At 54.8% G+C, this 14,099-nt stretch carries 12 protein-coding genes; 4 read left to right on the top strand and 8 right to left on the bottom strand.

Features of this window, described 5'->3' with window-relative positions; translation table 11 throughout:
• Positions 1-50 precede the first annotated feature (50 nt).
• From ligK to BUQ90_RS07485, 3 genes are read left to right on the top strand one after another with little or no spacing between them, the layout of a single operon-like run.
• Positions 51-725, top strand: a complete 675-nt coding sequence (gene ligK / locus BUQ90_RS07495) for a 4-carboxy-4-hydroxy-2-oxoadipate aldolase/oxaloacetate decarboxylase (protein ID WP_074204402.1) — start codon at positions 51-53, stop codon at positions 723-725.
• Positions 718-1,779 (top strand): 4-oxalomesaconate tautomerase, encoded by a 1,062-nt coding sequence (locus tag BUQ90_RS07490; RefSeq protein WP_074204401.1) that lies wholly within the window; start codon positions 718-720, stop codon positions 1,777-1,779. The genes ligK and BUQ90_RS07490 overlap by 8 nt, the downstream gene beginning before the upstream one ends.
• A gap of 59 nt (positions 1,780-1,838) precedes the next feature.
• Positions 1,839-2,030 carry a hypothetical protein gene (locus tag BUQ90_RS07485; RefSeq protein WP_074204400.1) on the top strand — a complete coding sequence of 64 codons (192 nt, stop codon included), beginning with the start codon at positions 1,839-1,841 and terminating at the stop codon, positions 2,028-2,030.
• Positions 2,031-2,508: 478 nt separating this feature from the next.
• On the opposite strand, the gene BUQ90_RS07480 is transcribed toward BUQ90_RS07485, so the two are convergent.
• From BUQ90_RS07480 to BUQ90_RS17565, 3 genes are read right to left on the bottom strand one after another with little or no spacing between them, the layout of a single operon-like run.
• Entirely contained in the window at positions 2,509-5,625 is a 3,117-nt protein-coding gene (locus BUQ90_RS07480; protein ID WP_074204399.1) for an efflux RND transporter permease subunit, read from the bottom strand.
• On the bottom strand, positions 5,622-6,797 hold the full coding sequence (locus BUQ90_RS07475; RefSeq protein ID WP_159437057.1) for an efflux RND transporter periplasmic adaptor subunit: 1,176 nt from the start codon (positions 6,795-6,797) through the stop codon (positions 5,622-5,624). The genes BUQ90_RS07480 and BUQ90_RS07475 overlap by 4 nt, the downstream gene beginning before the upstream one ends.
• Positions 6,798-6,804: 7 nt before the next feature.
• Positions 6,805-7,443, bottom strand: coding sequence for a TetR/AcrR family transcriptional regulator (locus BUQ90_RS17565; RefSeq protein ID WP_074204397.1), 639 nt, complete (start codon positions 7,441-7,443; stop codon positions 6,805-6,807).
• A 298-nt stretch (positions 7,444-7,741) separates the two neighbouring features.
• Here BUQ90_RS17565 and BUQ90_RS17675 point away from each other — a divergent pair, with 298 nt between their 5' ends.
• Entirely contained in the window at positions 7,742-7,888 is a 147-nt protein-coding gene (locus BUQ90_RS17675) for a hypothetical protein (protein ID WP_159437056.1), read from the top strand.
• A 165-nt stretch (positions 7,889-8,053) separates the two neighbouring features.
• Here the strand turns inward: BUQ90_RS17675 and BUQ90_RS07460 are convergent, their stop codons facing one another.
• The 5 genes from BUQ90_RS07460 to BUQ90_RS07440 all read right to left on the bottom strand — a co-directional run bounded on the left by BUQ90_RS07460 (position 8,054) and on the right by BUQ90_RS07440 (position 13,945).
• Positions 8,054-9,388, bottom strand: coding sequence for an MFS transporter (locus BUQ90_RS07460; protein WP_074204395.1), 1,335 nt, complete (start codon positions 9,386-9,388; stop codon positions 8,054-8,056).
• Positions 9,381-9,749, bottom strand: a complete 369-nt coding sequence (locus tag BUQ90_RS07455; protein WP_074204394.1) for a nuclear transport factor 2 family protein — start codon at positions 9,747-9,749, stop codon at positions 9,381-9,383. The genes BUQ90_RS07460 and BUQ90_RS07455 overlap by 8 nt, the downstream gene beginning before the upstream one ends.
• A 113-nt stretch (positions 9,750-9,862) precedes the next feature.
• Positions 9,863-10,318 (bottom strand): hypothetical protein, encoded by a 456-nt coding sequence (locus tag BUQ90_RS07450; protein WP_239447367.1) that lies wholly within the window; start codon positions 10,316-10,318, stop codon positions 9,863-9,865.
• A gap of 18 nt (positions 10,319-10,336) precedes the next feature.
• Positions 10,337-11,671, bottom strand: coding sequence for an MFS transporter (locus BUQ90_RS07445; protein WP_074204393.1), 1,335 nt, complete (start codon positions 11,669-11,671; stop codon positions 10,337-10,339).
• Between the two features lie 165 nt (positions 11,672-11,836).
• Positions 11,837-13,945: a tetratricopeptide repeat protein gene (locus tag BUQ90_RS07440; RefSeq protein ID WP_159437054.1), complete on the bottom strand. Its 2,109-nt coding sequence runs from the start codon at positions 13,943-13,945 to the stop codon at positions 11,837-11,839.
• Between the last annotated feature and the right edge of the window lie 154 nt (positions 13,946-14,099).

Raw genomic sequence — 14,099 nt, 5'->3', positions numbered from 1 at the left:
AAATGCGCAAGGCTGCAATAGGACCAAAAAAAGATGCGGAGCAGGATCAAATGAACAACATCGTCGTCCAGAATATCACGCGCACGCCTTTGGAGGTCGTTGATGGCCTTGCGGATTGCGGGGTTGCGACCGTGCACGAAGCACAGGGGCGTTCGGGCTTGCTCGCCAGTTACATGCGTCCAGTTTATCCAGGTGCACGGGTTGCGGGCAATGCAGTGACGATATCCTCGCCACCGGGGGACAACTGGATGGTACATGTCGCCATTGAGCAGTTGCAGGAAGGCGACATATTGCTTCTGGCACCAACCTCACCTTGCGAAGATGGCTATTTTGGCGACTTGCTTGCCACTTCGGCGAAGGCCCGAGGCTGCCGCGGGCTCGTGATTGATGCCGGCGTTCGCGACGTGCGCGATCTGACCGAAATGCAATTCCCCGTCTGGTCAAAAGCGGTTTTTGCGCAAGGGACGGTCAAGAACACCCTGGGCAGCGTGAACATACCTGTGACTTGCGCGGGGGCACATGTAGAACCGGGCGATGTGGTCGTTGCCGATGACGACGGTGTCTGCGTGATAAAGCGTGAAGAGGCAGCTACGATTCTGGAAAAGGCCCGGGCCCGGGAAAACAATGAAGAAGAAAAACGCAAACGCCTGGCTTCGGGCGAACTGGGACTCGACATGTATGACATGCGGGGACGTCTCGAGAAAGCCGGCCTGAAATATGTCTGATCCCGGAATAGACTGCATGTGGATGCGGGGTGGCACGTCCAAGGGCGGGTTTTTCCTGAAGGATGATTTGCCGGATGATCCGAAGGAAAGAGATGCAATATTGCTGCGTATCATGGGTTCTCCGGATCCGCGCCAGATCGACGGCATGGGCGGCGGTGACCCGCTGACCAGCAAGGTCGCGATCGTCAGCAAATCTGATCGCCCAGATGTCGATATCGACTATCTGTTTCTTCAGGTATTTGTGGACGAGGCCATTGTCAGCGATACGCAAAATTGTGGAAACATGCTTGCAGCGGTTGGTCCGTTTGCCATTGAACGCGGGCTGGTTGCCGCCGGAGATCCGGAAACCGGCATCGTCATCCACATGAATAACTCCGGGCGGACTGCCAAAGCCACCATCCAGACGCCCGGCGGTGCAATCACCTATTCCGGAACAACGCAGATTGATGGCGTGCCAGGCAGCGCTGCACCGGTTGCGCTTGAATTTCGGGACACCACTGGATCTATGTGCGGCGCGTTGCTGCCAACTGGCAATGCAATCGATCGGGTTGATGATATTGAATGCACGTTGATGGACAATGGCATGCCCTGTATCATCCTCCGCGCAACGGATATTGGCATAATTGGCTACGAGAGCCGTGAAGAACTCGACGCAAATGACGCGTTGAAAGCGCGCATCGAAGCCATCCGCCTGCAGGCGGGGCCGATGATGAAGCTGGGTGATGTGCGCGATAAATCCGTTCCCAAGATCATGCTGGTCGCGCCTGCTCGCGATGGCGGTGCCATTTCGGTGCGAAGCTTCATCCCCCATCGCGCCCATGCCGGCATCGGCGTGCTCGGTGCAGTTACTGTTGCGACCGCTTGCCTGACTTCCGGTTCCGTTGCAGCTGATCTGGCAGCCATTTCCCCTGGAACACAAAAAACCATTACGGTCGAACATCCCAGCGGCGAAACCAGTTGCCTGTTAACGGTCGATGAGCATGGAGAAATCAAATCCTCTGCCATATTGCGAACAGCCCGAAAGCTGTTCGATGGCAGGGTTTTTGTCGGTTAGGATTCCTCCGATCCATCTCAAAACTGGGACACAATGATTGACAGAAGGCTCAAGCTTGGATGTTGATTAGCAAATATATTACCGATGTTGCAGCCCAGGTATCGCTGTCTTTTTATTGCGCCGACCATCAATTGCTAACCTTTGCGAAGAAGAATACATATCTCGAACTGATTGGAATGTCCGCCCTGGCAAATCTGACTGGTCAGGCTGCTGAACACTTCCCAGCCAAGCTTAATTTGTTCCCTGTTTGACTGACGTTTTTCCCTGTTCGGTCGGCTAGGGAATTCGTCGCAAAATCCCCCGGAAATCGGCAGTTTTCGAGCATCAAAAATCCTCAATGCTTCCGAAACCGCAAATTTTCCCTGTAGATTCCCATGGAACAGGGAATTCGAGCGCAGAGACCAGTTCGCTGAAGACTGCAACCGTCACCACGCAGTTTTCTCTTTTATATCAATAGCTAGTACGGCTTGGCGCGCGATTTTTGGGCGTCTTTTCGGGGACTTGCGCGCCTGAGAATCTGTGTTTCAAATACAGAGACTGCATTGGGCGAGACTTTGACCGGAAACTACTGCGCCAGTCTCAAACCGGCAGAAAAAGTGTTTTCAAAATGAATGTCCGCTTAGGGCGCAAAAGCGGACATTGGTTCGCCCTCCATTTCTGGATAACTGAGGGGCACTCCTGTCAGAAACGGGAATGTCTGACTGGGGCCACCCGGACCGTCCCCACAGCCTAGGTCCTGGACAATGCGAGTTTCCCGAAGCGGGGTCGGGGGAACTTCTCGAAGCCGGTAAAAAGCAGAAACATTTGCGGAACCAGAAAAAAGGAAATGACGGTGGAGAGCAATACGCCGCCGGCTATGGCCGTAGCAAAGGGTGGCCAAAACCCTCCTTCGGACAAGATGAGCGGCAGGAACCCGCCAAAAGTCGTGATGGTGGTGGACCAGATATGTCGTGACGTGGCCATGACCTCGCCCGTGATAGCTTTATGGTCGCCCCGCTTTGCCAGGGGGTTGGATTTGAGTCCGGAAAGGATGATGATCGCGGCATTGATCGCCACTCCAATCAATCCAATAAGTGCGACAATTGGCTGAAAACCGAATGGAAACTGGAAGATGGTGAGCGAAAGCATTCCCAGTCCGGTGGACAGGATGGCGACAATGAACACGATGGCCGCAAGCCTGAAAGAGTTGAATGTCAGTACAACGGTTGCCAGCATGATGATCGAAATTATGCCGAATATACTCAAAAGCACGCCAAAATTGTCCGCCCGTGCTTCCTCGTCACCGCCGAACTGAAAATCATAACCTGGGGGTATTTCATGGCCGGCTTCCTCCCAGGCCAGTTTGAATTTCTCTATCGCAGTGGAAGGAATCTCTCCGGCGGCCACATATCCGGAGATGATGTTGACGCGATTGCCCTGAAAACGTCGCAAGGTTGCTGGCGCTGGCAATAGCTCAAGCTCGCCCAGTGCAAGGACCGGTACGGAATTTCCGGGCTGATCCTCCCTCACAAATTCTATTGAAGCGAGATCAGACAATTGATTGCGATCTTCTTCCGCGGTCCAGATCCGGATATCCAGTTCTTCCGTGCCCTCGATTATTGACCCGCTGACAACGCCGTCCAGTTCTGCCCGGATCAATTCCGACGCCTGCCCGATACCGAGGCCGAACTGGCGCGCACGATCGGGATCCAGGTCCAACCATAGCTTGGGCTCCCCTCCGGCAAAGGACGGATTGGTCGCGGTCACTTCGTCGATCTCTGCAAAGATCAGTCGGGATTTTTCGCCCAGATCCTGCAATATATTCATGTCATTGCCGAAGATCCGAAGCTCGATCGGCGAAAATGTCGGCGGTCCTTGGGAAAGCTGCCGGCTGATCACCTGGACGTCTGGCAAGCTCACCTGCAATGCCTGGCCCACCTCGTTTATTGTCGACTTCACCTGACCGACAGACCGGGTGGTAATCATCGCCTGGGCATAACTGGCATTGCCGTCCTGATTATTTGCGATGTTATAGTAAAAACTCGGAGCGGAACGTCCGACAAACCAGGACACCTGAACAATCTCCTCGTTTGTTTCCAGATATTGCTGTGCTTCCAAAACGGCTCTGGTTGTCTCCTCTATTGCACTCTGACTAGGCAGTCGCAATTCGACATAAAACTGGTTGCGATCTGCTTCGGGAAAAAAGGAGGTCGGCAAGGTGGTTACACCGTAAAACCCGATCAGCGGAAGCAGGCACGCAATGGCAATCGACCTTTTCGGCATCGCCAAACTTTTCAGAAAAAGCGCTTCAAAACGCTGACCCAGTGCGGCCGCCTGAATACCTGATTGCAAAAATCCAAACCGGCCTTTCCCGCTCTTTTTCTGAGACGGGGGCTTCAGAAAAATGCCGGCCAGTGCCGCAATGGCTGTCATGGCCAGCGCAAAAGAGGCAACCAGGGCAACGATCACACTGCTTCCGATTCCGCCAACAAATTCCCCGGCTCCCCCGGGCAGAATGACCAAAGGTAAAAACGCCAGTACCGTCGTCAGTGTGGAACTGAACAGCGGAAGCCACAGGCGCTGGACCGAGCGCCGCACGGATTCTCTTGGCGAGGTCCCGTCCAGCAAATGCCGGCGAACGGAATCTGTCATGACAATGGCTGCATCAACCAGCAGACCCAGCGCAACAATCAGGCCGGTAATGGAGATCTGGTTGATCGGTCTCCCTAGCAGGTTGAGGATGATCAGTGAAGCCAGCCCGGTGAGCGGAATGGCAGCAGAAACTATCAGGGCCGAACGCCACCCGAGTGTGACAAACAGGACCAGGACGACCAACCCGGCACCGATGAGCAAATTGCCGACAAGCGTTGCAAAGCGATCGCTGGCATAACCGCCCTGATCGAAAATGATATCCACTTTCACGCCGTCCGACACCGCCAGCTCAAACTCGTCCACCAGCTGCCTGACATCGCTTGTCCAGTCGGCCACCCGCAATCCCGCCTGCATGCGGGTTGCGACGACTATGGCGGGTTTGCCATTGTGATAGGCAAGGTCTGTTGCGGGTGATGCAATGCCGCGCGAAAGCGTGGCGACATCGCCGAGACGAATGGAAAGCCCCTGCGGTGACTGACCGATAATCGTCTCTCTCAGCCGGCTCAGCCCGTCAATCTCGCCCCGCACTTCCAGATTCAGTTCGGTTTGCTCACCTTTGAACTGCCCGGCGGAAACCTTTGCGTCGGCTGATTCAATCGCTTGGGCAATCCGGGACTTGGAAAGTCCCAGCGCTGCCGAAGCCGACCTGTCCAATGCGACGCTGATTTCTTCTTTCGATGCCCCATGCAAGGTCACCAGTTCTGTTCCCGGAAACGCCCGCATGCGGTCCTGCAACTCAAGCGCCGACCGCCGCAGCACCACCAGGTTCAGATCGCTTTCCGCTTCCCAAGTCAGCGCCACCAGCACGGTATAGGCTCCCGCGCGGGTATCATCGAATATCGGAACGCCGGCACCGGTGGGAAGATCGGGGGTCACATCTGTCAACGCATCCCGAACAAGTCCAAAGGGCGTGTCCGGTTCGGTTATGCTGTCCTTCAACACAACGGTTATGGACGAAAGTCCGTTGGTCGAAACCGACCGCAACTCGTCAACTTCGTCCAGCTGCTTCAGTCGCGCTTCAATTCTCTCGGTTACCAGCTGTTCGACCCGCGCGGCGCTGGCTCCGGGAAATGATGTAAGAACGGTTGCCACCCGATTTGTAATGCGCGGATCTTCTTCATTTGCCATCGACCCCAGGGCGCCCAAACCGCCAACCAGGATGAGCAGGACAAGAAGCACCAGCAATCGCCGGACATCATAGAACAGCGTCGTCACCGGCTGGAAATCCCGTCACCCGCCGCAGGGCGTTTCTGATGGTGATTGAAGACCGTTGATTGCTTGACCGAAACCCGTTGTCCGGGGACAAAACGAAACGGACTGTTGCGTATGACCATACTTCCACTGGAGAGCGCGCCCCTTACAAAACTGCGATCGGCTTCACTGTGCAGGATTTCAACATCCTGGCGTTTCACGATACCGGCCACATGCTCCGTACCACGGTTGTCAGATTGTGATTGCGGGCTGACCACATAAACAGCCCACAGGCCGCGCAGGCTCTCAACCAGAGCGGAATTTCTGACCCACATGCCTTTGGCCAGCAAGGTTTCCTGCAAAGAGATCCGCACCGTTTCCGAGGCCACGAAACCATTGCTTTCAGGCAGGACAAATCGCACGGTAATGGTATTTGTAAGCGGGTTTACATCGTCAACCACGCGCTCTGCAACCGCCACAGATTCCCGCTCTCCGTTGGTGATCATATATTCGGAACCCAGGACAATCTGATCCCGAAACCTGGTGGGTATGCCAACATCCGCTTCCATCGACCCGCCGCCATTGAGGCGGAATACCGTCTGGCCTGCACCAACGACCGCGCCCGTATCGGCGCTGCGACTGACTATCTCCCCTGAAAAGGGTGCCACCAGCAGGGAGTTTCGCTGATTTGTTCCCAGTCTGCGCAAGGCACCGGACGCCTGATCTACCCGCGCTCTGGCAGAGTCTCGTGCGGCCCGTGCATCATCCAGTTGCTGCACGGACGCAAAATCCGGAGCCAGTTTTTCGAGCCGGTCATATCTTGCAGAAGTTTGCACCAGCAGCGCTTCAGCTTCCTTCAGCACCGCGGAAAGTTCAGACTCCTGACTGGCCAGCTCGTCAGTATCAATTCGCGCAAGCGGCGTTCCACGTCCAACCCTGTCGCCCGCATCCACAAATACCCGGCTGATCCTGCCCGGCAACTCAAATCCCAGATCTGCTACATTGGATGCGCGAAGACGACCGGCAAAGGTTCGGGACACCAGATATTCCGGCTGTTCTTGCACAATATCCACCGCAACCGGTGTTGCCGGTTTCACATCCTGTTCCGCAGCTCTCCCGATATCGAGATACATCCAGAGCGCCAAGGAGATGAAAGTCAGGGCGACCCCGGCCAATAGCCACCTTCGGTCTTGCATGGAAATTCTAGCGATCATCGGATGCCCCATTTCCGCCCCGGAAGGAAACTCCGCGGGCGACCAATTCTGCCCCTCTGGTCGCAACCGCGCGCTGCTGCGCTTTTGTCTTGAAGTTACGGGTCCGGGCATGCCCTTCGACGAACAGGGATGTCATCCCATGTGCCATCGACCAGACCGAGAAAGCATGAGTCTCCGCCTCCTTCTTTTCGAACCCGAAATGTTCGGCATTGTCTCGCAAACAGTCGCAAAGGACACCGTAAGCCTCATCGGCTGCCGATTTGGTTGCCGCATCGGTAATGCCGGAGGTCAGCTGACCAAACATGACACGATAGATTTCGGGATGGCTGATGCCGTGCATGATGTAAGCCACACCAATCGCTACCAATTGCGCGTCGGCAGGAAGCTTGTTCTTCTTGCGCGCACGCGACGTCACGCGGGCAAGCTTGTTGAACCCCTCGATCGCCAAAGCCTGTAAAATGGCATCGCGGTTGGCAAAATGCTTGTAGGCCGCCATCGCACTGACCCCGATCCCTTCCGCGATGCGGCGCATGGTCATCGCCTCCTCGCCTTGAGATTCGAGAATGGTGCGCGCTTCATTCAGAATGGCGCTTCTCAAATCACCGTGATGATAGGATTTCGTCTGCAACGCGAATCTCTTAGTATATGATGTAAACATTGTATATGCTGTAAACTTCAAATTGCCAATTGATTTATATGCTATACGCATGACAACGATATTTGGATGACACGGACTCGAAAAACAGGCCGGACCATATTCTGCCAAGCGATACGCTCTGGTTGTCGATTCATATGATCGCGGGCTCTGATGACCCTCCAAATGTAACAATAACTCGCTACGACAACATCCTTCAGAGGCAATCGTTTCGCAGTTGCTGCGAGAACTGGGTTTCGAACCCGTTGATCTGGGAACTGGTCCCGCTGCTATGCGTGCCGCTCAAGCGCGTGGCGATGTCATCCGGTTACTGATGATTGACGGCAAGCAGGGCGGACGTGCGCACCTGGTTCAGAAAAGACTTCCAGAACCTGATCTGTCGACAATCGGTTCGCGCGAAGCCTCCAGTTATCACTAGTATTTCTGACCGGTCCTAACGTCCGCTTTCGGGATGAAGCGGACATAAGAAAATGCGAGACTGAACCGCTGAATATGAGGTGAAATACAGCCATGCTTGCGATGCTATCTGCATGATCCATGGCAATTTGGTGACACGTTTTGGAGTGGCCCGATTTGCAAATCTTCAATTCGCGGATGGATCGGTCTTGGCCGCTTGTCGGACTTCTTTGCTGAGCAGCAGTGAGATCAATCCTGCGACAAAAACGAGCACCGCGCTTGCGCCAAACATCGCCTGAAAGCCCCCGATATTCTCAAGAGTTGGAAGAATCGCTGAGGCGATGACAAACCCGATGGTCGTGATCGAAAACAGCACAGAAAGGGATGTCGCAGCCACCTCGGGGGTCGCGACCCGCATGGCCAGCACCAGATTGGCGAGGTAGAACAGGAACAGCGGGACATTTTTCGTGAAGTACCAGGCGATATACAGGCTGTCCGACTGCCAAAGCGCCTCGTCAACCAGATATCCCATCATGATTGGCAGCGCCGCCGCGCCAGACCAGAAGGCGATCGGCCCCGGTCCGAAACGGTCAACAATCCAGCCACCTACGGTCAGACAGAACAGACCCATGACAATGTTGGAGAGGGCAAGCATCGAAGTGAACTGCGACTGGCTCCAGCCCATTTGCCGGATTGCAAAGAGACTGCCGGTTGTGTCGTTGAGATTCTGATGCACGCCGTAGGTCAGCAATAGGATCGCCACCAAGAGGGTCTGACGCCGGAACAGATTGCGAAAAGCTGCGACAAGTATTGCGAACCAATTTTCGGGAATGACTGTCTTTGCATCCTCCGCAACAGCGCCGCTCGTCCAAGGGAGCAGTTTTTCGCCCTTGCGTTCCCGAACCAGAACAATCGAAAGCGCTGGAAGCGCAAAGAATCCGATCATACCCAGCATGGAGAAAGAGAACCCGTAATATTGCAACAAGTAGCTGGTGATCGCCGAACCGCCGGCGATGCCGAGCACCTTCCCGCCAAACATGAAGCCGTTCATGCGGCCCATTTCCCCCTCGGGCGTAAGATCGACTACCAGCGCGTCAAGGGCGACATCCTGCACCGCGGTGAGAACGGACAGCGCAAAAATCATGCCGATCACGACTGCGGTGTCGCTGGCTGAGGGAGAGAGGGCTGCGGCCATCACCAAAGTGGCGACAATGCCCGCTTGCGAACCGATCAGCCAGGGGCGCCGTCGACCCATAGGCCGCCAAGTATAGCGGTCCATGAACAGGCCAGCGAGGAACTTCAGGCTCCATGGCAGACTGGCGGCAGCGACTGCTGATGCGACGACTGCGGTCGATTGGCCATTGGCAGCGAGCCACGTGGGGATGGCTGCGAAAAAGATGCCCTGCGGAAAGCCTTGCGCCAGATAAAGCAGCGCACCCATGAGCAATCGGAGTTTCGGGCTGTCGGCAAATGCGGGCAGCTGAAAAAGTGATGACGGCAGCGCCAGTCTTGCTTCAGTCATAAAAGTACCGTTCCTCGATGATCTTCCCGTCTCGGACGGTGTAAATGGCGATCTCGCTAAATGGTTGGCACTCACCGGTGGCACGGCGTTTGATCAGCATGTCGATGAACAGTGCAAAGCGATTTCCGGTAATGAACGGGCCATCGATGCTGAGTTCCTCCATCGCGCTGTGACTGAGCCAGCCCGTCAATTTTTCTCGTGCCGCATAAAATCCCGTAACGATCGCTGGAGCATGTTCTGTCGTGGCCTCAGGCTCAATGCTGACAATATCACTGGCCCAGTATTTCTCCGCTGCAATAATGGCTTTGCCAGACCGGATCAGGGCAGAAAAATCATGCGCGAGGAGTTCGATATTGCTCATATCATAGGGATCATGTCAGCTGGTTGAGAGAAAGCACCCGGCGGATGACGGGTCGCAATTGCACCCGCCGGATGGTTCGCTTGCGCGTGTTTTCGAAAAGACCTAAGGGCGACCTATCGAACCGTATATTCGCGCAAGAGGATGCTGCTCTTCACGGTCCGGTATTCCGCACGATTGCCGGATTCTGTGATCTGCTGTTCGGCAGACGATTTCATGAAGGCATCATATGCCTTGTTTCGCCGCTCGGATTCAGCTGCATCCGGTATACTGGCAAAGGTCGTCATAAGATAAAGTGTCGGCTCGCCATCACGCGGGTTCTCGTTGATGAGAATCTTATAGTCGCTGATCCAGCCCTGGGACTTGGCAAACTCCTGAACTTTGGTCCACTGACCTGCGAGATGGGTCGCATATTTAAATGCTCCACCGTCTTTGATGTAAATACCGCTGACATTGGAATATTCTCCGGCTACAAGCGGGAATTCCTGTGCCGACACAGCAGTTGGCAATGCCATTGGGGCGGTTACCAGAATGGCTGCAGCAGCCATTTTCATTTGTGTAATCATTTTCATTCTTCTTCTCCTTCGTTGTTAAACTTGTTGGTTGCGGCCCATTTCCGGCACCGCCTCGGGATTTCCCACTTTGGCCAGCAGGCATAATGCAAGGGCGACCAGCGTGATCGTGGCGACTGCGTAATAGGTCATGGCGTAGCCGCCGCTTTGGACCAGCCAACCGGAATTGCCGGACATCAGTGCCCGGCCCAGATTCGGCACTGCCATGAACAGGGCAAACTGGCTGGCGGCCACGGCCGGGCTGCAAATGCGCATCGCCCAAACGATCATCAGGATCATCAGCAGAAGGGCCACGACATATTGAGTGATGAAAATGGCAATGAAGATCCGGTCGTCTTCCCAATTATCGAATGTCGCTCCGCCAATCGCCGCGCTGACACCCGACAGGAGGAACAGAATGATGATCGCTTTGCGCAGGCCGGTGAAACGCACGATCAGCGGGGACAAGACTCCCGCAGCAAGGGCGGCGATCAAACTGACGATCGCTGAAAAACTGGAATAGTGATCGCTTCCCCAGCCGAGATGCTGGATGGTTAGCGTCGGACTGACGGCGTCAATAAATGACCAGGTCACTTGCGCCAGGGCCAAGCACAGAAGGAACACCAGGATTAGCGGCGAGGCAATCGACCGGAACAATCCGACAATGATCGGAAGCCAGGCGCTGTGCTGCCGTTCCTCACATTCGCGGGAAGCCGCACCTTTGCTCCATGGCAACAAACGCTCGCCGGGGCGCTCGCGGATCAGCACAACCACGGATGAGACAATTGCTACAAAAGCCGCAAAGGCCAGCGTTGTCGATGCGATGTCGCCCGCAACAAGTAATTGTCCAGCCACGAAACTGGCTCCGGCTATTCCTACCGATTGGGAAGCGTACATCAGGCCATTCACGAGTGTACGCTCATCATCGGGAACAATGTCGACCACCATCCCGTCAACCGCCACATCATTAAAGGTGGCGCAGAGGTTGAGGGCAAAACAATATCCGGCCAACAGCCCGATCTGTTCAACTGTTGGCGCATCTATCGCCATAACCAGCAAGACGATTGCCATCATGGCTTGTGCAGCGATAATCCAGACGCGGCGGCGGCCCATGGGTTTGAAGGTAAAACGGTCCATCAACAGGCCGTTCACGAGCTTCAATGACCAGGGTAGCAGAGCTGTACCAATGAATACGCCCACTTCCACGGGAGTTGCACCATTGGCCGCGAGCCAGGCCGAAATGCCTACGGTCGTCAGTCCGACGGGTACGCCTTGCATGAGATAAAGAATTGCCACAACGATGAGGCGCGCCGGCTTGCTTTGGGAAAGTGAAGGAAGGGCCGGCCCAACCGGCAGTTTGGCAGCTTGCTCCATTTCTTCCCCCGCATCCAGCAGGCAAAGCTCTCCTGTCAACGGAACGGGAGGATTCCCGAGCCGCCTAAAAGGGTTCAACTTGTCTGCAATTTCAGTGCGTTGTTATTGGATCCAAATGTAACATCGCGTCAACGGCGCTACCGTCAAAAAAGCGTCAATAATTTCTCAATTGACGTCAGATCGCCCTACGGGAAGGTCGGGCCAGCCATATTTTTCCCAAGCCGCAACCATTCCAATTCGTTCGGCGAAATCCATAAAGTCCGGATGCAATCGAACCTGGTTTATCGGCTCTGCGTCGGTCCAGAGCGACATGAAAGAGAAGAAATTAGCAGTAGTTATCTGCTGACCAAGGGTTTTGAAGACCATCTGCGCCTGGCCCATCCAGATCGCCGGTATTGTGATCGTGGTATCATAGGGATCGTGCAGTGTCGTGTGGAGCATTTCCAACACCATGCAATAATTTTTGCGGTCCTGTTCTTCACCGCTCCAAAGCCCCTTCGCAGCCATCAGCCAATAGGCATCCATGGCGTCTGGGTCGAGCGGTGCACTGCCCGCCGGTGGAAATATTACGGTGTTCATCAACTTCTTTGTTAGCTGATAGGTTTCCACCGCAGCATCATTGTCGCCCGATACTGCCAACGCGGCTGCGAGCCACAGAGATGGAAAACCAAGATCGACCATCCTCTGCCCCGCCTCAATGGCGGCATCAACATTACCAAGGTTGAGATACACGCCTGAAAGTATAGCGTAATTACGGCCATTTACCGGGTCTTGATCTATGCTGGCTTCAATATACGGCAAGGCGTCCCGGGAGCGCCCGCAATAGAGCAGGAAAGAACCGACACGGTTTAGAACATCGGGATTATTGGGTTCCAGCCGGTAAGCCTCGAAAGCCAGGTCAAGCGCACCGACAATATTATTTTGCGTCCACGCATAAAAGGCAAGCACGATACGGGCATGCGCCTGCTGGGGCGACAGGCTGAGCGCTTTCTTTGCATATCCGGCAGCTTTTTCGCATCGCTCCAATCTGTCCAGACAAGGCGTGTAGACCGTCATGTTAATCTCTGCTTCGGCCAGCGCTGTCCAGCATTCCGCAAATTCGGGATCGACCGCCAAGGCCTTTTCGAGCAATTCAATCGCCGTTGGTAGTACCCCTTCTCCGATGGCCCTGATGGTTAGCGCCCGGCCTTGCAGATAAAGCCCATAAGCTTCCCTATTGCTCGTCAGCTTGCGAGGTTTGGTTTCATGCTCTCTCAGTTTGAGCGCATCACTCAGCCCGTTTGTTACCGCCTCTACAACTTCTGCCCGGGCGGCGAACATATCGTCGAGACTCCCGTCATAGCTATAGGCCCATGATTCAAAGCCACTATCCGCATCAACCAGACTGACAGCAACACGAACCTGTTCTTCCTGCCGGTGAACCGAGCCTTCCAGAAGATGAGATACATTAAGCGCATCAGCAATTTCTGATGGTGTTTTATCCGAATCTTTAAACTGAAAGGATGAGGTTCGACCAGCAACAAGGAGCTGTGGCACTTGCCCCAGACTTGTGATCAGTTCGTCAACAACACCATCGGCAAAAAATCCGTGATCATCCGGGTTGGCGATTGATATAAATGGCAGCACGGCAATCCGGGCCTTGCCATGCTTCCGGTCCGATATGGTTTGGGAGACTGGTGATCGCACCGACCAGGCGTTGAGCAAGCTGGCATGTTCCGTCAGATTATCCCGTTTCTCCAGCTCTGATAATGCCGTTGCAATCGCAGTCTGCAAACGCTGCTCTGCCTGATAGCGATGCCCTGCCAGCCAGCCTTCAAATGCCTCGCCAAAATTCATCTGATCCAATAAGGATTTGGCTCCGATGGAATTCAGTCTATCGGTCGCTTCGCGGCAGTCACCGTCAGCCAGGCAAACATGCAGTTCAGAAAGGTCGGTTCGGACTGTTTCAGGTTTAAGGCTGATCCGTGATCGCGAAACATCCAGAAGGTTACAGTCGGCCGATGTCAGCACTTTGCCCAAGTCCAGCAAACACTGTCGCAAGCTTGCCCGAGCCTGTGCTTCAAACCGGCCCGGCCACAAAAGCTTGCTCAAATGATCGCGGTCAATCGGTTCATCCGGTGCCAGGCAAAGCATTGCCAACAAGGCGCGCGCACGGCGATTGGAGATCGAAACTTCTGAGCCATCCTGAGCGGTAAACTGAAAACGCCCAAAAAGTACAGCCTGCGCCGACCCACCAGATCCAGTGAGTTTATCTTGCTGCTCTGCTGAATCCAAAAAGCCGCCCCTAACCAACATATTGGAACATAATGCAAATTGGATTTGGTACAATCGCTAAATCTGCCAGTGTTTTGAACCGAGGTGAGGGGCGTTTTCTAACGTCCGCTTTTGCGCTCTTAGCAGTCATGACAGCTTAATCCCGAAAGAGGAC

Source organism: Parasphingorhabdus marina DSM 22363, assembly GCF_900128895.1.
GTDB classification, from domain to species: domain Bacteria; phylum Pseudomonadota; class Alphaproteobacteria; order Sphingomonadales; family Sphingomonadaceae; genus Parasphingorhabdus; species Parasphingorhabdus marina.
This window is presented reverse-complemented; position numbering and strand designations above follow the sequence as displayed.